Source organism: Xanthomonas sp. WHRI 10204 (genome assembly GCF_040202875.1).
Classification (GTDB): Bacteria; Pseudomonadota; Gammaproteobacteria; order Xanthomonadales; family Xanthomonadaceae; genus Xanthomonas.
The window spans coordinates 586,639-606,955 of the sequence record NZ_JBEGDW010000001.1 but is presented as its reverse complement, the minus strand read 5'-3'; the positions used below and the strand labels follow the sequence as shown (position 1 = coordinate 606,955).

At 64.7% G+C, this 20,317-nt stretch carries 16 protein-coding genes; 2 read left to right on the top strand and 14 right to left on the bottom strand.

Going from position 1 to position 20,317, the window contains the following annotated elements; translation table 11 throughout:
- Window positions 1-2: 2 nt before the first annotated feature.
- The 7 genes from ABQZ00_RS02705 to ABQZ00_RS02675 form a co-directional block, all read right to left on the bottom strand.
- Window positions 3-965 (bottom strand): DUF58 domain-containing protein, encoded by a 963-nt coding sequence (locus ABQZ00_RS02705; protein ID WP_323537668.1) that lies wholly within the window; start codon window positions 963-965, stop codon window positions 3-5.
- A gap of 22 nt (window positions 966-987) precedes the next feature.
- Entirely contained in the window at window positions 988-2,007 is a 1,020-nt protein-coding gene (locus tag ABQZ00_RS02700) for an AAA family ATPase (protein ID WP_055848668.1), read from the bottom strand.
- A gap of 290 nt (window positions 2,008-2,297) precedes the next feature.
- On the bottom strand, window positions 2,298-4,247 hold the full coding sequence (locus tag ABQZ00_RS02695; RefSeq protein WP_115513760.1) for a type IV pilus secretin PilQ: 1,950 nt from the start codon (window positions 4,245-4,247) through the stop codon (window positions 2,298-2,300).
- 19 nt (window positions 4,248-4,266) lie between these two features.
- Window positions 4,267-4,800, bottom strand: a complete 534-nt coding sequence (locus tag ABQZ00_RS02690) for a pilus assembly protein PilP (RefSeq protein ID WP_055848662.1) — start codon at window positions 4,798-4,800, stop codon at window positions 4,267-4,269.
- Window positions 4,797-5,462: a type IV pilus inner membrane component PilO gene (locus ABQZ00_RS02685; RefSeq protein WP_115513761.1), complete on the bottom strand. Its 666-nt coding sequence runs from the start codon at window positions 5,460-5,462 to the stop codon at window positions 4,797-4,799. The genes ABQZ00_RS02690 and ABQZ00_RS02685 overlap by 4 nt, the downstream gene beginning before the upstream one ends.
- Window positions 5,459-6,244 carry a PilN domain-containing protein gene (locus ABQZ00_RS02680; protein WP_055848656.1) on the bottom strand — a complete coding sequence of 262 codons (786 nt, stop codon included), beginning with the start codon at window positions 6,242-6,244 and terminating at the stop codon, window positions 5,459-5,461. The genes ABQZ00_RS02685 and ABQZ00_RS02680 overlap by 4 nt, the downstream gene beginning before the upstream one ends.
- Entirely contained in the window at window positions 6,244-7,302 is a 1,059-nt protein-coding gene (locus ABQZ00_RS02675) for a pilus assembly protein PilM (RefSeq protein ID WP_055848653.1), read from the bottom strand. The genes ABQZ00_RS02680 and ABQZ00_RS02675 overlap by 1 nt, the downstream gene beginning before the upstream one ends.
- Window positions 7,303-7,517: 215 nt before the next feature.
- Between ABQZ00_RS02675 and ABQZ00_RS02670 the strand changes: the two genes are divergently transcribed.
- Entirely contained in the window at window positions 7,518-9,947 is a 2,430-nt protein-coding gene (locus ABQZ00_RS02670) for a penicillin-binding protein 1A (protein ID WP_267191119.1), read from the top strand.
- Between the two features lie 506 nt (window positions 9,948-10,453).
- The gene (locus ABQZ00_RS02665) at window positions 10,454-11,101 is read left to right on the top strand and encodes a hypothetical protein (RefSeq protein WP_115513764.1); all 648 of its coding nucleotides are present in this window, start codon (window positions 10,454-10,456) and stop codon (window positions 11,099-11,101) included.
- A gap of 171 nt (window positions 11,102-11,272) precedes the next feature.
- Here the strand turns inward: ABQZ00_RS02665 and ABQZ00_RS02660 are convergent, their stop codons facing one another.
- From ABQZ00_RS02660 to ABQZ00_RS02630, 7 genes are all read right to left on the bottom strand, one after another.
- Window positions 11,273-12,562: a citrate synthase gene (locus ABQZ00_RS02660; RefSeq protein WP_039409911.1), complete on the bottom strand. Its 1,290-nt coding sequence runs from the start codon at window positions 12,560-12,562 to the stop codon at window positions 11,273-11,275.
- Window positions 12,563-12,791: 229 nt separating this feature from the next.
- Window positions 12,792-13,034: a type B 50S ribosomal protein L31 gene (locus tag ABQZ00_RS02655; protein ID WP_010364531.1), complete on the bottom strand. Its 243-nt coding sequence runs from the start codon at window positions 13,032-13,034 to the stop codon at window positions 12,792-12,794.
- A 71-nt stretch (window positions 13,035-13,105) separates the two neighbouring features.
- Window positions 13,106-14,044, bottom strand: a complete 939-nt coding sequence (locus tag ABQZ00_RS02650) for a nucleoside hydrolase (RefSeq protein WP_323537669.1) — start codon at window positions 14,042-14,044, stop codon at window positions 13,106-13,108.
- Between the two features lie 138 nt (window positions 14,045-14,182).
- The gene (gene recG / locus ABQZ00_RS02645) at window positions 14,183-16,327 is read right to left on the bottom strand and encodes an ATP-dependent DNA helicase RecG (RefSeq protein ID WP_055848639.1); all 2,145 of its coding nucleotides are present in this window, start codon (window positions 16,325-16,327) and stop codon (window positions 14,183-14,185) included.
- A 39-nt stretch (window positions 16,328-16,366) separates the two neighbouring features.
- Entirely contained in the window at window positions 16,367-16,747 is a 381-nt protein-coding gene (locus tag ABQZ00_RS02640) for a RidA family protein (RefSeq protein ID WP_022972872.1), read from the bottom strand.
- Window positions 16,748-17,431: 684 nt separating this feature from the next.
- Window positions 17,432-18,973, bottom strand: coding sequence for a galactarate dehydratase (gene garD, locus ABQZ00_RS02635; protein WP_323537670.1), 1,542 nt, complete (start codon window positions 18,971-18,973; stop codon window positions 17,432-17,434).
- Window positions 18,974-19,008: 35 nt separating this feature from the next.
- Entirely contained in the window at window positions 19,009-20,280 is a 1,272-nt protein-coding gene (locus tag ABQZ00_RS02630; protein WP_323537671.1) for an OprD family porin, read from the bottom strand.
- Between the last annotated feature and the right edge of the window lie 37 nt (window positions 20,281-20,317).

The following is a 20,317-nucleotide window of genomic DNA, read 5'->3' as shown; positions in this document are numbered from 1 at the left end:
CGTCATGCGCCCCGCATCAGCGTACTGCCGCTCAACCACGCATCGCTGGCATCGTCGGTAGACAGGCGATGCAAGCGCACGCCACGCGATCGCAGCGTCGTGGCCAGCTGTTCCAGCGGCGCGACGAACTCGGCCTGCCAGCGCGCGCGCGCGGCCTGGCTTCCGAGGTCCACCGCAATGCGCTCGCCTCGCACATCAAAGCTTAGCGCCCGCGCCGGCGGCGACAGTTCCAGGGGATCGACCAGCACGATCACCACCACCTCGTGATGCAACGCCAGACCAGACCAGCGCGTCGCAGAAATCTTGCTCGCACTTCGCGCATCGGCCAGCACCGTCAGGCGCGCACCAGGACGCAGCAGGCGCGCCGCATGGTCCAACGCAACCTCCAGCCCGGCATCGCCAGACGGCGGCTGCGCATACCAGCGCGCCAATGCATCCAGCACCGGCAGCACACCGCGCTGACCCGACCGCGGTGCAATCGGCGCTTCGCTGGCGGTACCGCGCAACGCGGCAATCCGGTCGCCCTGCCGCTGCGCCAGCCATGCTGCCACCGCGCCAGCGCGCGCCGCCTGCACCGACTTGTAGCGCACCCGCGTCCCGAAGAAGAGCGCAGGCGAGGTATCGGCAACGATCAGACTCAAGCGTTCGCGCTCGGCCTGAAACAATTTGGTATGCGCACGCCCGGTCCGTGCGGTGACGCGCCAATCGATATGCCGCGCATCGTCGCCGGCGACATATTCGCGCGACTCGGCGTACTCCATGCCACGCCCGCGGGTGGCGGCCGGCACTGGCCCCACCAACCCATGTCGGCCACGCCCCGGCTGCCCGCGATGCAACGCGGTGCCGCGCAATGCGATCAACTCGGCAAGGCTCGGGCGCACGCCATCGCCGGCAACGGACGAGGCAGGATTGGCGGGGGAGGAAGACGGCATCGAAGACATCGGAGTCGGGCGAGAGGGCGGCATCCCTCGGCAACCCGCTGCCCGATCAGGGCAGCGGAATCTTGTCCAGCAACGCAGCAACCAGGCGTTCGCCATCCCAGCCTTCCGCAGTGGCTTCGTAACTGGGCAACACGCGGTGGCGCAGCACGTCCGGCGCAATGGCGCGAATGTCGTCCGGGGTTACGTAGTCGCGCCCGGCCAGCCACGCACGCGCACGCGCACAGCGCTCCAGCGCAATCGAGCCACGCGGGCTCGCGCCCCAGGCAATTCGCCGCGCCAATGCAGGGTCGTAACGTTGCGGATCACGCGAGGCCAGCACGATTTCGATCAGATAGCGCTCGAGCTGTGGCGCCAGATGCACATCCAGCACCACACGTCGTGCGGCGAAGACGTCTTCCAGCGGAATCTTGTCCGGCACGGTCTCGTGCTTTTCCAGCGTGTCGCGCGCCGCTTCGCGTGCCAGACGCAGGATTTCCGCCTCCGCATCGGCCTGCGGATAACCGATGCGCACATGCATCAGGAACCGATCCAGCTGCGCCTCGGGCAACGGGAACGTACCTTCCTGCTCGATCGGGTTCTGCGTCGCCATCACCAGGAACAGCTGCGGCAGCGCATAGGTATGACGACCGACAGTGACCTGCCGCTCCCCCATCGCTTCCAGCAACGCAGACTGCACTTTGGCGGGCGCGCGATTGATCTCGTCGGCCAGCAGGATGGGATGGAAGATCGGCCCTGGCATGAACTCGAAACGGCTGTCCTGCGGACGCCAGATCTCGGTACCGGTCAGATCGGAGGGCAGCAGGTCCGGAGTGAACTGCACCCGCGCGAAGTCGGCTTCCAGTCGCGAGGCCAGCGCACGGATCGCGGTGGTTTTGGCCAACCCTGGCGCGCCCTCGACCAGCAAATGGCCATCGGCCAGCAGGGCGATCAGCAGCCGCTCGACCAGCGCAGACTGACCGACGATGCGCTGCGCCAATGACTCGCGCAGAGAAGTGAATTGACGATGCAGCCGGTCCTCGGCGGGCGCGGCAGCGGCTTCGGGGGGCAATAGCGGCGGTGCGTTCATAGGACCAGTGTGACCGATTCGAACGCGATTGGTTCACTTGCCGATGGCGAGAGGTTCAGTGAGTGACCGGGGTCATGCTCCCATCCAAGCCCTAGCGAGCGTGACTATTTACCGGTTAACAGCGCAGGGCAAACCTGAGAAGCAGAGATCTGGATAGATGCTCAGACGAGCATCAGACTATGCATACACCGCGCTCGGATGCGCGCTTGGCAGCACTCAAGCAGTCTCTAAAAAAAGTAGACCCTGAAAAAGAAGAAGGCCGCTTTCGCGGCCTCCTTCATGCATTGCGTTCAGCGCGCTGCGCTTGCCACTCGCAATACCTTTGGGGTGACAAAGACCAACAACTCGGCCTTTTCCTTGCTGCGCCCACGCTTCTTGAACAGATTGCCCAGAAAGGGGATATCGCCCAGAAACGGCACCTTCGACACGCTTTCACGATCTGTGAATTCGTATACACCACCGATCACTACCGTCTCGCCATCACCCACCAATACTGCCGTGTTGACTTCCCGACGGTTAATTTCCGGCACGGTACCGTACTGCGGCAGGTCGATAAATCGCGCAACCTCATCCTTTTTGACATTCATATTTAAGAACACGCGATTGTCGTTCGTAATCGTCGGCGTGACCTTCAGTTCAAGCAGGACTTCCTTGAACTGCACGTTAGCCTGCGAGCCGCCGCCTGCAGCACCTGCACCGCTGATCGTTACATAGCCGATTTCGCGACCCTGCTTGATCACACCCTCGCGCTGGTTGGCGGTCACGATGCGCGGATTGGAAACGACTTCGCCGCGCCCTTCTTCCTGCATCGCCGACAGCTCGATATCCAGGTTGAAGTTGGAACCCAACAAGGTATAGGCGAGACCCGCCGCACCACTGTTCGTGAAGCCTCCTGCCCCAAGATCGAGATTCAGCCCGGACGGAAACAGATGCGCCGGCAACGTCGTCTGTGTGCCGCCATTAGCACGCTCCAGGCGAGCTTGCGCAGAAGTGTTGAGGTAGTTGACGTTACTTTCCAGCGAGCCGCTGAGGATACCCCGGCCAGTCGCGCCCGTTACACCAAAGCGCGCACCAAGATCCCGCGCAAACGTATCAGTCGCAATCACGATCCGGCTTTCGATCAGCACCTGATCCACCGGGCGATCGATATGCGAAATCAACTCGCGCATCTGCGCGACCTTCTTCGGAATATCACTGATCATCAAGGTGTTGGTACGCTCGTCCGCCACCAAACGGCCGCGCGGTGATAGGAACCCATTGTCCTGCTGACCGCCACCGCCACCGCCACCACCCTGTCCGCCACCACCGCCACCGCCACCAATCCCCTTCGCCTCGGTCAGCGCTTTAAAGATCACAGCAGCATTGTGGTAATTGATCTGCACGTAGTCGGTGATCAAATCCTCGCGGTTTTCGATCGCGATGCGGGCGTCTTCCTTGTCCTGCTCGAACTTGGCCAGCTCCGGCTGCGGGGCGACCCACACCACACCACCGTCGCGGCGCTTGTCCAGGCCCTTGGCCCGCAGCACGATGTCCAGCGCCTGATCCCACGGCACGTTCATCAAGCGCAGCGTGACATTGCCCTGCACGGTGTCGGAGGCGACGATGTTGAGATTGGATTCCTCGGCGATCAGCTGCAGCACGGTGCGCACCGGCACGTCCTGGAAGTTGAACGTCACCGGGCGACCGCTGTAGCCGCGCGCTGCAATCTGCGCGGCGGCCTGGGTCACCGCTGCCGAGCTCACGCCGCCGACGGCCGGCTGGCCCTTGCGCGGGGTGATCTCGACCACGTACTCGTTACCGGTCTGATAGGCCAGCGAGTCGAATGCACCCTTGGTCGACAGCACCAGTTGCGAACCCGAGCCAGACGGCTTGACCTCTACACGCTGCACCGGCGTTGCAAAATCGGTGACGTTGAGCGGGCGCTGCAGTTCCGGCGGAAGCTTGGCGTTGCTGATATCCACCAGCACGCTGTCGCCCTGGGTGCGCAGGTCCGGGCTCGCGCCCTGACCGTCGAACTTCAGGATCAGACGGCCAGCGCCATCTTCGCCGCGTTTGAAATCGATCTTGGAGACCGTCAGGCTCGCCGGAGCGGCCTTGGCCGGGTCCTGCGCAGGCTGGGTCAGCGCGGCGGCTGCGAACGAGCTGCCACTGGCCAGCGCCAGCGCTAATCCCAACGCGCAAGCCTGGAGCATCGCGTGGCGTCGAACCGGACGCAGCCGCTGTGCATTGGAAAACGTCATCGTGCTATCCCCTATCACTTTATTGATCATCCAATGCGAGCGCGGCCGGCCGTTCAAGCCATCCACCCGCACCGTCCGGCACAAGTTCAATCAGCTCGATGCGGTCTTCGTAGACCCCGGTTACCCGGCCATCGCTCTGTCCCAGATACACACCCGGCCGCACCCGGTACGTCACCTTGTCCGGTGCCATCACCAGCGCGATCAGACCCGAGCCGCCTCCAATGGTCCCCACCATGTCGAGGGCGTCGAGCGGGAAGGCTTCCAACGGTTCCTTGCGCCGGTTCGGATCAGGCCGCGTGCCATTGCTGCCTTCCGCAGTCACCCACGCATCGCTGAACGGGTCGCGCATCACTTGTGCTGCGTATTCGAATGTCTCGAACTGCTGCATCACCGGCAGCGGTTCCAGCGGTGGCGCAGGACGCGCACGCACTTCGGCCACCCAGGCATCTAGATTCGGCGCATCGCCCGGCGTGCTGGTCACGCCACGCGTACACGCCGGCAATACTGCAATTAGCGCCACGCAGGACAATATCTTGAGCAATTTCATGGTCATTGGCCGCCCTTCTTCGCAGCGTCGGCCGCAGCCTTCTCCTGCTCGGCCATTTCCTCATCGTCCAGATAACGATAGGTCTTGACCGTGCCGGACAGCTCCAGTGCACCGCGCGGCGTGATGCCGGCCTTGGCATCCCTGGGCTTGAGGTTGATGTCGTGCATGGTCAGGATCACCACGCGCGGCAGCGAGGCCACGCCGCTGACGAAGGCACCGAACTGGTGGTAGCTGCCCACCATGCGCAGAGCGATCGGCTTCTCGGCGTAGAACTCCTTCGGCGATTCCGGACCAGGCTGGAACAACTCGTTCGACAGGCCGCTGGATAGCGCGGTCTGCGAAATGTCGATGATCAGATCCGGCATTTCGGTCTTGCTGGGCAGCTGACGCAGCATCTGCTGCAGCACCTGTTCCATCTGCGCGAGCTGCTGTTTGAGCGGCTCCAGATTCACCGCCCGCCCCTGCTGGGTCTCGAACTCGGTGCGCAGCTGGGATTCGGTGCCTTCCAGTCCTTCCAGTTCATCGCGTTTGCTGCTGATCAACAGGAACCAGGCCAACACCATGATGAACAGCCCGACCAGCACACAGAACACGATGCGCGCCTGCTGCGGCCAACCGCCGATGTTGTTGAAATCCAGATCGCTGAGCTTGAATGATTTCTTACTCATGACGCCGCCCCCTCCTGCGGCCGATTGGCAGGCGCCGGCGCTGCCTGCGGTGCGGCTGCAGGTGCGCTCGGCGGCGTTGCTGGCGCAGGCGCCGCTGCCGGAGCAGCAGGCGTCGTACCGGCCGGCGTTGCACCTGGGGCGGCAGTCCCCGGCGCAGCCGGATCCACCACCGCGGGCGCGGCACCGTTCTTGTCAGTCTCGTTCGGATTGGCCAGCTTGACCTTCAGCGTGAACACGTACGGCAACGCCTTGGTGTCCATCGACGAAGCCGCAGGCTGGCCGGCCGCCTTGTCCTGGCTCTTGGCCTCGATGATCGACAGGTCCGGATTGGTCATCCAGCCCGAGCCTTCCAGATTACGCATGTACGCACTGACGCGCGCATTGGACTGCGAGCGACCTTCCAGGGTCAGGATGTCGCCGTCCTGCTTGATGTTGGTCAGCGCCACGCCATCGGGAATGGTGCGGACCAGCGAATCGAACAGGTGCACCATCTGCGAGCGGTTGGCCTGCAGTTCCTCGATGACTTTCTTGCGGGCGAGCAGACGGTCTTTTTTCTTGTCGAGTTCCTTGATCTCTTCGTTCTGCGCCTTGACCTTGTCGATCTCGGCGGTCAGGAACGCATTGCGCTCGGTCTGCCCACTGATCTGCCCGTCGTAGTAGAACCAGATCAGCGCCGACAACAACACGCCGCCCAACGCGGCGAAGCCCAGCATCGAATAGAACTCACGCTCGCGCGCCTTCCGGCGCTCGGCGCGCCAGGGCAATAGATTGATTCTTGCCATCAGTCAAAGCTCCTCAGGGCCAGGCCGGTGGCGATCATCAATGCAGGCGCATCCAGCGCCAGCGCGTGGGCCTGAACCTTCGGACCCAGCGTCATCTGCGCGAGCGGGTTGGCGACCACGGTGGTCACGCCCAACTGCTCTTCCACCATCTCCGGCAGGCGCGACAGCGCGGCGCAACCGCCAGCCAGCACGATGCAGTCGACGCGATTGAACTCGCTGCCCGCATAGAAGAACTGCAGCAAACGGCTGATCTGCTGCACCGTCGCTTCCTTGAACGGCTCCAGCACTTCGACCTCGTAGCTCTCCGGCAACCCGCCCTGACGCTTGGCCAGGCCGGCCTCTTCGTAGGTCAGGCCATAGCGGCGCATCACTTCGTCGGTGAGCTGCTTGCCGCCGAACACCTGTTCGCGGCTATACAGGCTACGACCGGAGCGCAGCACGCTCAGCGTGGTCATGGTGGCGCCGATGTCGACCAGGGCCACCACCGCATCGGCGGCCACCGGCAGTTCGCTAGCGACCAGGGCAAAGGCGTTTTCGACCGCGAAGGCCTCCACGTCCATCACCTTGGCGGTCAGACCACCGAGTTCCAGCGCCGATTGGCGCAGTTCCACATTCTCCGAGCGCGAGGCGGCCAGCAGCACCTGGACCATGTCCGGGCTGTTGGGCATCGGGCCGAGCACCTCGAAGTCGAGATTCACTTCCTCGATCGGGTACGGAATGTAATTGGTGGCTTCCAGTTCGACCTGGGCCTCCAGATCGCTGTCGTCCAGATCGGCCGGCATCGGGATCAACTTGGTGATCACCGCCGACCCGGCCACGGCCGCAGCGGCATTCTTGGCCTTGCTGCCGGAGCGGTTGATGGCGCGGCGAATGGCTTCGCCCACCGCCTCCACTTCGACGATGTTCTTTTCCACCACCGCATTCGGCGGCAATGGTTCCACCGCGTAATGTTCCACGCGATAACGGTTCCCGCTGCGCGACAGCTGCAAGAGCTTCACGGCAGTAGAACTAATGTCGACACCAATGAGTGGCGACTGACTCTTGGGTAAAAGCCCCACGGTAACTCCCCTGCCGACGGGCACTTGGACGCATGTCTGCGTCCTCGTATTAATAATCAAATTTTAACAGTTGACAAGCCCTTCACGCGCCAGGCAATGACCTCGCGAACGTGACCCCAGTGCTGTCTTCTGCGATCCCCAGAGTTCGGCCCCAGCCAAACTCGGCGTCATCTATACTCTGTGGCCAAGAAATCTGCAATCGGAATCTCTCTTACATGCCCCGTATTCGCCGTTGGCTGGGCTGGATCCTGGCCACGCTCGTTGTGCTCGCACTGCTCGGCGCTATTGCTGCCGGCGGCCTGTATTACGCCATTTCCTCGAAGTTGCCGGACGTGCAGTCGCTCAAGCAGGTCGAGCTGCAGGAGCCGATGTACGTCTATTCCAGCGATGGCCGGCTGATGGCCGTCTATGGCGAGACCCGGCGCTACCCGATCCAGATGAAGGACGTGCCGCTGCGCTTGAAGCAGGCCTTCCTGGCGACCGAGGACGCGCGCTTCTACGAGCACGGAGGCGTGGACTACAAGGGCATTGCCCGCGCGGTGTGGCTGCTGGCCAGTACCGACGCCAAGCGCGTGCCGGGCGGCTCGACCATCACCCAGCAGGTGGCCCGGCAGTTCTTCCTCAGCTCCGAATACAGCTACACCCGCAAGCTGGCCGAGATCCTGCTGGCGCGCAAGATCGAGAGCGAACTGAGCAAGGACGAGATCTTCGAGCTGTATCTCAACAAGAGCTTCTTCGGCAACCGCGCCTACGGCGTCGGTGCCGCTGCCGAGTACTACTACGGCAAGAAGATGAGCGAGTTGAGCCTGGACGAGATGGCCTCGCTGGCCGGCATCCCCAAGTTCCCGTCCAGCGGCAACCCGATCAGCAACCCCGAGCGCGCGCGCGAACGCCGCGACTACTACGTGCTGCAGCGCATGGCCGACCTGGGCTTCGTGACCCAGGCCGAGTCCGACGCCGCCAAGGCGGTGCCGATGCACGCCAAGCCGCACGAGCCGCCTGTCGAGGTGTACGCCCCGTACGTGGCCGAGCTGGTGCGCCAGGAGATGATCGCCAAATACGGCGGCGATGTGCTCAACAAGGGTTACCACGTCACCACCACCATCGATTCCACCTTGCAGACCGGTGCCGATGCTGCGATCAGCGAAGGCCTGCGTCTGTACGACCACCGCCACGGCTGGCACGGTGTGGAGCAGCATTTCGATGTTGCCGCCGATGCGGATGCGCCGGCATTGGCCAAGCATCTGTCGGGCGTGTTTACTCAGGGCGGCCTGCGCGCAGTGATCGTGGCGCGCACCAATGCCGACGGCGGCGTCACCGTCGTGCAGAGCGACAAGACCGAACTGACCCTGCCGGCCAGCGCCAGCCGCTGGACCAACAAGACCCCGGCCAAGTTGCTGACGCGCGGCGACCTGACCCGCATCCGTGCCGGCGAGAAGGACGGCGAATGGATCATCGACCAGCTGCCGCGCGGCCAGGCGGCGCTGGTGTCGCTGGATGCGAATAGCGGCGCACTGCGCGCGCTGGTTGGCGGCTTCAGCTTTGCCGGCAACAAGTTCAATCGCGCCACCCAGGCACGCCGCCAGCCAGGTTCCAGCTTCAAGCCGTTCGTGTATGCCTCGGCGTTCGAAAAGGGCTTCAACCCGGCCTCGATCGTGCTGGATGCGCCGGTGGTGTTCCGCGATCGTCGCGGCAAGACCTGGTCGCCGCAGAACGACGGCGGCGGTTTCCGCGGCCCGATGCGCCTGCGCGAGGCGCTGGTGCAATCGCGCAATCTGGTGTCGGTGCGCCTGCTGGATGCGATCGGCGTCGATTTTGCACGTAAATACATCAGCCAGTTCGGTTTCCAGGAAGCCGAGTTGCCGCCCAACCTGTCGATGTCGCTGGGCACCGCGTCGCTGACGCCGCTGTCGGTGGCGCGCGGCTACGCGGTGTTCGCCAATGGTGGATCGCGCGTGGACACCTGGATCGTGGATGAGGTGAAAGACCGCGACGGCAATGTGGTGTTCAAGGAAGTGCCCGCGGTGGCCTGCCGCACCTGCGCGTTGCAGGGCGGCACCGCCGCGCCGGTGAGCCAGGTAGTGGACGGGTTCAACTTCGGCGCCCAGGCGCCGGCCACGCCGCCCGCGGCTCCGGCCACCGATACGGCGCCCACGCCAGCAGAAACCGCGCCAGCGGCGATTGCCGAAACCAAGATCGCACCGCGCGCCATCGATGCGCGTACCGCTTACCAGCTGGTGTCGATGATGCGCGACGTAGTCCAGCGCGGCACCGGCACGGCGGCCAAGGTGCTGGGACGCGAAGACGTAGGCGGCAAGACCGGCTCGACCAACGACCACCGCGACGCCTGGTTCTCCGGCTTCGGCGGCCCTTACGCCACCACCGTGTGGGTCGGCCGCGACGACTTCCGTTCGTTGGGCTATCGCGAGTACGGCGGCAAGGCCGCACTGCCGATCTGGATCGACTACATGCGCGTGGCACTGAAGGACAAGCCGATCGCCGCCAACGACCCGCCCGAGGGCATGACCCAAGCCACCATCAATGGCGCGGTCGAATGGGTCAAGAACGAAGATCTGGATCGCCTGCAGGATTACGACTACGGCCTGCAGGAACAGCAGGACGAGAAGGCTTTCGATATCTTCTGACGGCGGGGATCGGGAATCGTGAGTGGGGAATCGTGACGGCGTGGCTGTCCGGTTCCCCATTTTTTTGGGCGAGTTTTTTGGCAACTGCACGAGTCACCTGTGAGTGGCGCTGGAGCCGGGCGCGACGCGCTGCTTACTGACCAGTCCTGGCTGGGCGAACATGGCCGGCGACGCGACGCGCTGTCCCTTGCTACGCACCAGCCCGGTCGCCAACGCACTGCCCGGACCGATCTTTTGCGCGAGCCGGCAAGCGCAGCAGCTGTTCGATCACGCACTATCGCGGCTCGTTGCTGACCTGTCGCTGCTGACCTGATTGCCGGCGCGGCAGCGCCTGCATCTCACCGGTTGATGCGCTCCTCCCGAAGTTGCGGCCGTGCCCTCCGACACGCAAGGTATCGGCATCGCGCTCCTACGCGATCGCTTCCTCGGAGGGGCCGGGAAGCATTCGCCACGTTTTCATGCGGCTGTTGTAGAGTCGAGCTCAGGTTCATCAGGGGAGCCCGGTCATGCATCACGCACGCCAACACGCCGATACGCGCACCCGAGAACGCCGTCATCGGCTCGCCCACGAGGCCGCCAGATTGATGGCAGAAGGCGGTATCCGCGATTTCCACCAGGCCAAGCTCAAGGCCGCCAGCCGGCTCGGCATCCATGACGACGCATCGCTGCCGCGCAATCGCGAGATCGAAGACGCACTGCGCGAATACCAGCGTCTGTTCGCCGGGCCAGACCACGCAGCGCGGTTGCGTCAACGCCGCGAAGCCGCCTTGCGTGCGCTGGATTTTCTCCGCTCATTCCAGCCGCGGCTGACCGGCCCGGTCCTGGATGGCACCGCCGATGCGAACGCCCCGGTACAACTGCAGCTGCACAGCGACGACCCGGACGCGGTGCAGCGGTTTCTGGAAGAACACCGCGTCCCTGCCGAGGCGCGCACGCGCCGTCTGCGACTGGACCGCGAGCGTAACGGCGACTTCCCGGTCTGGCTGTTCAGTGCCGAGGAACTGACCTTCGACCTGACCGTGCTGCCCTACGACGCCCTGCGCCAGGCGCCGCTGTCGCAGCTGGACGAAAAACCGATGCCACGCGCCTCGGCTGCACAGCTGCGGCAGTTGCTTGCCGAACAGGAGAGTGCCGCCTACCAGCAGCGGGACTGAGCGCACGCACTCCATTGCTGAGCGCGCCATCAGCACTCACCCGAAAGATTGCGCGCTACGTTTTGCCAGCCACTCTTGGCAAGCGCGCCCTGTTCCACTAAACGCACCAAGCCACAACGAAAACGCCCCGCAAGTGCGGGGCGTTCGTTTACGCAGACGACTTTGAGCCGATTAACGCTTGGCGCTGTCGGTGTAGTCGCGCTTGTCGTAGCCGGTGTAGATCTGGCGCGGACGGCCGATCTTCATTTCCGGGTCGACCTGCTGCTCCAGCCAATGCGACACCCAACCTGCGGTGCGCGCGATGGCAAACATCACGGTGAACATTTCCACCGGGATATTGAGCGCCTTGTAGATCAGGCCCGAATAGAAGTCGACGTTCGGGTACAGCTTGCGCTGCACGAAGTAGTCGTCCTTCAATGCGGCTTCTTCCAGCTTCAACGCCACTTCCAGCAGCGGATCGTTGACGCCCAACTCGCCCAGCACCTTGTGGGTCATCTCGCGGATGATCTTGGCGCGCGGGTCGAAGTTCTTGTAGACGCGGTGACCGAAGCCCATCAGACGGAACGAGGAGTTCTTGTCCTTGGCCTTGGCCACGGCCGACTCGACGTTATCGGCAGTGCCGATCTCTTCGAGCATCTTCAGCACCGCTTCGTTGGCGCCGCCGTGTGCCGGGCCCCACAGTGCGGTGATGCCGGCAGCGACCGACGCGTACGGATTGGCACCGGTCGAACCGACCAGACGCACGGTCGAGGTCGAGGCATTCTGCTCGTGATCGGCGTGCAGAATGAACAGCAGGTCCAGCGCCTTGGCGACAACCGGGTTGATCTCCAGCGGCTCGCTCGGCACTTCGAACATCATGTGCAGGAAGCGGTCGACGTAGTTCAGGTTGTTGCGCGGATAGCGGATCGGCCAGCCGATCGAGTAACGATAGGCCGCAGCCGCCAGGGTCGGTACCTTGGCGATCAGACGGATGGCGGCCTGACGGCGCTGCTCCGGATCGTTGAGGTCCAGGGTGTCGTGGTAGAACGCCGACAGCGAGGCGACCGAACCGGCCAGCATGGCCATCGGGTGCGCATCGTGGCGGAAACCGCCGAGGAAGTTCTTCAGCGACTCATGCATCATCGTGTGATGCGTCACTTCGTGGTCGAACTTCTTGAATTCGTCCGCCGTGGGCAGTTCGCCGTTCATCAGCAGGTACGAAACTTCCAGGAAGCTGGACTTCTCGGCGAGCTGTTCGATCGGATAGCCGCGGTACAACAACACGCCGTTGTCGCCATCGATATAGGTGATGGCCGACTTGCAACTGGCGGTGGCGGTAAAGCCCGAGTCGTAGGTGAACAGACCGGTTTCTTTGGTCAGCTTGGAAATATCGACGCAATCATTGCCCAACGTGGGCTTGAGAACCGGCAGAACAACCGACTTGTCGCCGGCGTTGAGCGTGACCTGATCAAGATCGGACACTGTGTACGCTCCTTCAGTGGAAGGCGCCTGATCCCACATGGGCAGGCACGTGATGGAAGTCCAAGGCATCGCCTCGGATCACGTCATTATCGCACAGCAGCATTTTGGCCGTCGCTTGGACAGAAGTCGTAGACGCACCTGTCGGGACCACGCAAACGAAGCGCCCACGCCCCAAAAAACAACGGCCGCGCAATGCGCGGCCGTTGTCGGTACAGCCCGTCCTGCAAGTTCAGCGCGCGTAGCGCTTCTGGAACTTGTCGATACGGCCGCCGGTGTCGATCACCTTGTGCTTGCCGGTATAGAACGGGTGCGACGCGGAGGAAATTTCCACCTTGATCAGCGGATATTCCTGGCCGTCTTCCCACTTTACGGTCTCTTTCGAGCCCATGGTGGAACGGGTCAGAATCTTGAAATCGGACGTCACGTCGTGAAAGACGACGTCTTTGTAGTTGGGATGCACGTTATCTTTCATGGACTTGGCGCCGGGCTGCCTGGATAAGCCGGTCATTATAGCGGCCTCCACTCGCCCGGCGCAAGGTGGCCCTAGCCGGCCGCCAATGCCGCCCCGACCAGGCCGTAGAACCGCTGGCGGTCGTACTCCAGCAGCAGATTGGCATTGTCGGGCGCGCCGCCCTGCCGGTTCCAGTCCACCAGGGTCATGCCGCGGGTGTGCGTGCCGGACAATTCGATATGCACCGGGCGCTGCTCCAGACGCTGGGCGCCTTCCGGGTGCAGGGCGAACGCCATCGCCAGTGCGTCGGCGGCGTACCAGTACTCGCCACGGCTGTCTTCGGACCACAGGCGGGTCTTGCGCGAGATTTCTTCGTAGAAGCGGGCGCGGGCGCTATCGGCGGCCAACCATTGCTCGACATCGCGATGCAGCAGGCCGTGCGCGATGGTGGCTTCCCAGTCGGCCACGTCGAAGTGTGGGAAGCCACGGAACACGATGTGTGCGGCCTCCGGGTCGAAGCCGATGTTGAATTCAGCGGCTGGCGTGATGTTGCCGTGCCCGGTCAATGCTCCGCCCATCACCACCAGCCGGCCGACGCGCTGCGGCAGGGTCGGGTCCAGGGTCAGCGCCAGGGCCAGATTGGTCAGTGGCCCCAGGGCGACCAGCAACAGCTCGCCCGCGTAGTCGTGCGACAGGCGCAGGATGGCGAGCGCGGCATGCTCGGCCTCGGCGCTGCGCTTGGCCGCCGGCAGGCCGACATCGCCGAAGCCATCGATGCCGTGCACGTGCGCCGCATCGACCGAGGGGTGCAACAGCGGCTGCGGGCAGCCGGCGTACACCGGCACATCCGCGCGGCCGGCGACCTCGCAGACCTTCAAGGCGTTGCGCACGGTGTGCTCCAGCCCCACGTTGCCGGCCGCGATGGTCAGGCCAACCACCTCGTGACGGGTGTCGTTGAAGGCCATCAGCAGCGCCAGCGCGTCATCCACGCCCGGGTCGGTGTCGATCAGCAGCGGTATCTTTTTTGTCATGGGAGTCGGGATTGGGCATTCGGGATTCGTTGCAGCATCTTCGCAAGGATCGGCCGGTCACGCGAACGCCCAGGATGGACAGCAGGCAGCAGCCTTTGCTTTTACGATTCCCGATTCCCGATTCCCAACCCCCGCCACTCAAGCGGCGGCATACCGCACTGCGCTGCCGATCCAGCGCGCGACGACACGGTCGGCAATCTCCGGCGCTTCGGCCAGCAACCGCTCGGCCAGCACCTGCACACGCGGCAGCAGCCCGGCGTCGCGGGCCAGGTCGGCGATGCGGAAGCTGGCCAGACCGGTCTGCCGGGTACCGAGCAATTCGCCGGGACCGCGTAATTCCAGATCCTTTTCTGCAATCACAAACCCATCGTTGGTCTGGCGCATGGTTTCCAGGCGTTGGCGCGCCATCATCGACAGCGGCGCCTGATACAGCAGCACGCAACTGGACGCTGCGGCGCCGCGGCCGACCCGGCCACGCAGCTGATGCAGCTGCGCCAAGCCAAGACGCTCGGCGTTTTCGATGATCATCAGCGAGGCGTTGGGCACGTCCACGCCGACTTCGATCACCGTGGTGGCGACCAGCAGATCGCTGCGGCGCTGCTTGAAATCGAGCATGGCCTTCTGCTTTTCGGCGGGCTTCATGCGGCCATGCACGAGCGCGACGCGCACGCCGGGCAACTGCGCCGATAAAGCCTCGAACGTGACCTCGGCAGCCTGCGCTTCGATGCGCGGCGGGCCAGCCGGTGCGGCCTTGCCGGGGTCTTCGCTTTCTTCGATGAGCGTGCACACCCAATACGCCTGCCGCCCTTCGGCGCAGGCGGCGCGGATGCGTTCGACCAGATCCGGGCGCCGTTCTGCGCTCAGGACAATGGTCTGCACCGGCGTGCGGCCGGGCGGCAACTCGTCGATGGCCGACACGTCCAGATCCGCGTAGGTCGACATTGCCAGGGTGCGCGGGATCGGCGTGGCGGTCATCACCAGCTGATGCGGCACGCTGCCGGCGCCCGCCCCCTTGTCGCGCAGCGCCAGACGCTGATGCACACCGAAGCGGTGCTGCTCGTCGATGATGGCCAGCGCCAGGTCGTGGAAGACCACCGCTTCCTGCATCAAGGCATGCGTGCCGACCACCACCTGGGCCTGGCCGGAGGCGACCTCGGCCATCGCCGCGGCGCGCGCCTTGCCGGTGACCTTGCCAGCCAGCCAGACGATGCGCACACCTAGCGGCTCGAGCCAACCGCGCAGGTTGGTGAGATGTTGCTCGGCCAGCAGTTCGGTGGGCGCGGCCAGTGCGACCTGCTTGCCCTGCTCCACCGCCAGCATCGCCGCCAGGGCCGCGACCACAGTCTTGCCGCTGCCGACATCGCCCTGCACCAGCCGCAGCATCGGCGAGGGCTGCGCCAGGTCGTGTGCGATCTGTTCGAACACGCGTTGCTGCGCACCGGTGAGCTGGAACGGCAATGCGGCGCGCAGCCGCTGCACCAGCGTGCCGTTGCCGGGCAACACGGGCGCATGGAACCGCTGCAGGGCGATGCGTTGGCGACGCAGGCTGAGTTGGTGCGCAAGCAGTTCTTCGAGCGCTAACCGCTGTTGTGCAGGGTGGCCGCCGGCGAGCAGCTGCTGCGGGTCGGTGTTCACCGGTGGGCGGTGCATGGTCAGTAATGCAGTGCGCAGCGAAGGCAGGTGTTCGTCCTGCAGCCAATGCGGCGGCAGCAACTCCAGTGCGGCCTCTGGCGGCAACCGCTCGAGCGCTTGGCCGATGAATTTGCGCAGCGTGGCCGGGCCGACGCCTTCGAGCACCGGATAGACCGGGTCCAGGCTGTCGCCCAGTTGCGCGTCTTCATCCGCCGCCAGCACGCGGTAACTGGGATGGACAATTTCCCAACCGTTCTGGCCGGGCTTGGGCGTGCCGAACACGCGCACGCGCGTGCCGACCGCAAACTGTGCGACCTGCGCGGCGCGAAAATGAAAGAAACGCAGCACCACGCTGCCGTGCGACGCGTCCGAGATCGCCACGCGCAGCACCGGACGGAAGCGGAAGCCGCGCTCCACCGCCTCCACGCGCCCCTCAATCTGCGCCGGCACGCCGCTTTGCAACTGCGCGATCGTGGTCAGCCGGGTGCGGTCTTCGTACCGCAGCGGCAGATGCAGCCACAGGTCCTGAACGCTCAGGATGCCGCGCGCGGCGAACTTGTCGGCCACTTTCGGGCCGACGCCGGGCAGGCTGGACAGCGGAGCCTGGCCGGCGACGGCCAGGCTCGGCGTGGCGACGCGCGCGCGCGGCACGGCGGGTCGGATCAGTCGCGCCGGATTACCCGAGCACCATCACTCGAGCACCATCACCGCATCGACTTCGAAACCGGCGCCCTTCGGCAGGCCGGAGACTTCGATGGTGGAACGCGCCGGGAACGGGGCCTGGAAGTAGTCCTGCATCACTGCATTGACGGCGGCGAACTGGCCCAGGTCGGTGAGATACAGACCCAGACGCACGATCTTGTCGAGCGAGCCACCGGCGGCTTCGGCCACGGCCTTGAGGTTGTCGAACGCGCGGCGTGCCTGCGCACCGATGTCGCCCGGCACGATTTCGCCGGTGGCCGGATCCAGCGGGATCTGCCCGGAGAAATACACGGTGTTGCCGGCGCGCACTGCCTGCGAGTAAGGGCCGATGGCGGCAGGCGCCTGGTCGGTATGGATGATCTGGGACATGGCGACTCCGTCAACACTGAAAACGAACGCGCATTGTATCGGCGCATGCCGTTGACGGGCGAATGGGAGGATCTGCGGTGACGGCGCGCGGGCGTTGGCTGGTGGCGTAGCGGCGCGTTGCGTGGTGGGTTGGGTATCTTGCGGTGATGGTGGATGCTTGTTTTTGCTTGCGCGCGATGGTTTTGGTGCGGCTGTCCGTGTGCGTTGTTGGCGGCTGCGTGAGAGAGCACGAGGCTGCGCACGTACCCTCATCCGCCCCTGCGGGGCACCTTCTCCCGGCGGGAGAAGGGAACGGTGAGCCCGCACCCGCCCCGAGGGCCTCTTCTGCCGATTGGAGAAGGGAAGTGGCGAGCCCCTTTGTTGCTGGGAACGCTAGGCCCTCTTGTGCGGGAGAGGGTTGGGGTGAGGGTCCGGGCGAAGCCACGTCACGTGACTGGCGCCATGGCGCGGCAAGCGCTGCGTCGCCGCGATGCTCCAGGGATGCGAGAGATGGCGCGCAGTCGTCACGACGCGCGGATTCGCTCACGACACCGAGGACGCGTAGCCCCACACCGTCCACACCGACTCTGCACAGTCCACACCGACTCAGAAAAACCGACCACGCCTGCGCGGCAGCGGAACAGTCGCGCCAAGCGTTGTGTCGTGCCGCCGCCCGGGAACGCAGAGACGCGCAAACAAGCAGGATTAGGTAATCGGCGCCGGATTGAACAAGGCCAGATCGTTATGCAGGCGGTGATGCTCGGTCCAGGTGCGCTGGCCGCTGGCCACGTCCAGATAGCGTTGGAACAACTCCCAGCCCAATTGCTCCAGCGTCTTGGCGCCGGTCGCCACGCCGCCGGCGTCGATGTCCATCAGGTCGGACCAGCGCTGCGCCAGTTCGCTGCGGGTGGCGACCTTGATCACCGGCACCATGCCCAGGCCGTACGGCGTGCCGCGCCCGGTGGTGAAGACATGCAGGTTCATGCCGGCCGCCACCTGCAACGTGCCGCAAACGAAATCGCTGGCCGGGGTGGCGCAGTACTGCAGCCCGCGTCCTTTGACGCGCTCGCCGGGCGGCACCACGCCATTGATCGGCGAGGCGCCGGATTTGGCGATCGAGCCCATTGCCTTTTCAACGATATTGGCCAGCCCGCCCTTCTTGTTGCCGGGCGTGGTGTTGGCGCTGCGGTCGGCCTGGCCGCGCGCCAGGTAGGCGTCGTACCAGGCCATTTCGCGCACCAGCGCCTTGGCCACCTCGGCAGTGGCGGCGCGCGGCACCAGCAGGTGGATGCCGTCGCGCACTTCGGTATTTTCCGAGAACATCACCGTGGCACCGGCGCGCACCAGCAGGTCGGCAGCCACGCCCAGACCCGGGTTGGCGGTGACGCCGGAAAACGCATCGCTGCCGCCGCATTGCATGCCCACCACCAGTTCGCTGGCCGGCACGGTTTCGCGGCGACGCAGGTCCAGATGGCGCAAACGCTCTTCGGCCATGGCCATGATCGAGCCCACCATGTCGGCAAACCCCAGACTGGCTTCCTGCAGGCGGTAAACGGCGCTGTCGTCGGCGCTGGCATCGTCCGGCAGCAGGCGCTCGGGTGCGAGTTTTTCGCAGCCCAGGCCCACGATCAGCGCCTGCCCGCCGAAGTTGGGGCTGCGCGCGATGTTGCGCAACGTGCGGATGGGGATGATGGCTTCGGGCGCGGTGATCGCCACGCCACAACCGTAGACGTGATTGACCGCCACCACGTCGTCGACATTGGGATACTTGGGCAGCAACTCGGTGCGAATGCGGTCCACCGCGTGACCGAGCACACCCACCACGCACTGCACGCTGGTCATGATGCCCAGGATGTTGCGCGTGCCGACGCTGCCATCGCGGTTGCGATAACCCTGGAAGGTGTAGCCCTCCAAGGGCTCGGGTGCGGGCGCCGCTTGCAGCGACAGATCCAGCGCAGCCAGATCGGGCGCTTCGGGCATGTCCAGCAGGTGCTCGCTCACCCAGGCGCCGCGCGCGATGTCGGCATTGGCGGTGCCGATCACTGCGCCCAGGCGGATCACCGGGGCACCGGCGGGCAGGTCGAGCAGCGCCATCTTGTGGCCCTGCGGAATGTGTTCGATGGCGGTGAGCCCGTCCGGAAAAGTGGCACCGGCCGGCGCGCCATCATCGTTGACGACAATGGCGACGTTGTCGCGCGCATGCGCGCGAATGCTGAGCCAACGGGTGGGTTGCGGGGTTGCGGACATCGTGGGGCTACCTTGCAAGACGGGGATGGAGTGCATTACCGGCCGGGGCTGTCGAACTGACGGCGGTACTGCAGGATCAAACGGTTTTCATCGACATTGCGCTGGTAATTGGAGCGGAAGGTGCCGTTGAACCAGATGACGCTCACATGCTTGAAGCGCTCGCTCTGGAATTGATAGGTGGTCAAGACATCGCGGGCCCATTCGCGGCCTTCGCCGGCATAGGTTGCCGGCTGTGCATGGTCGCCGCTGATGTAGCGCGCCATGACGCTGAGCCCGGGGATGCCGATGCTCTTGCCATCGATGCTGTAACGCAGTTGCCAGCTGCGCTCGCCGCGTTCGAGAAAGTCGTTGATGAAGGTCCAGTTGAAGACATTGCCATCGGTGCCGCCCGGCCAGGGCATCGCGCTGGGGCCAGACAGGCGTTGATAGCCGGCGCCGAATTCCTGACCACCCGTGCGCCAGGACAGCATGCTGCTGAACATGCGGTTGTCGATCGGCCCGGCACGCGATTGACCGATGTCATCGGTGCGGAAATAGCGCAGATCCACACGCAACTGATCCTTGCCGAATTTATGCGTCTGGATGACGTTGTAGAGCTGCTGCCGGTAGATGTCTTCCATCACCGCGCCCTGATAGCGCAGCTGCGTGCCGGGTGCAACGCTGTAGGTGGCTGACACCAGATTCAACGCATCCGAATCCGGCGTGCCCAGAAAGCGACGGTTCTTGTTGGTCAAGGTTATCGGCACGCGCGAGTCGCCGTCGCGGTACCAGGCGCTGGTGAAGCGGGCCAGCAGCAGATCGAGCTTGGGCACGTCCTTGGATTCCAGCGTCACGCCTTGAAACGTCTCCGGCATGATGCGGGTGATGCTGGCGCGTACCAGCGGCTCGTTGGGGATGAAGCTGCCCCACTTCAATTCGGTTTGCGAGGCGCGCAGTTTGAGCGTGGGTGCCACTCGCGTCAGTGCATGTTGCGCGGTGCCGTCGTCGTTATTGGGCAGCAGGCCGGTGCCGCCTTCGGCGCGGACGCCATCGAGCTTCAAATCCCCGATGCCGAGCAGATCCAGCCCTACCCCGATCGGGCCGTGCGTGTAGCCGCTCTTGGCATCCACCACGACGCCCTGCGCCCATTCGGCACGCTTGCCCTGCCCTTCGCCGCTGCGGAAATCGCGGTTGTAATAGAAGTTGAGCGCGGTGACCTCAGCCGTTGCGCCATTCCAGAATCCTGCGTCCGGTTCCTGCGCACGCGCACGTCCGCCCGCACCGACCGCCAGCAGCGCCGCGCTGCCGAGTGCCATTACATGTTTCATCGACCAGCTCTCCACCTGCCAGACCTCTTGGACGCAG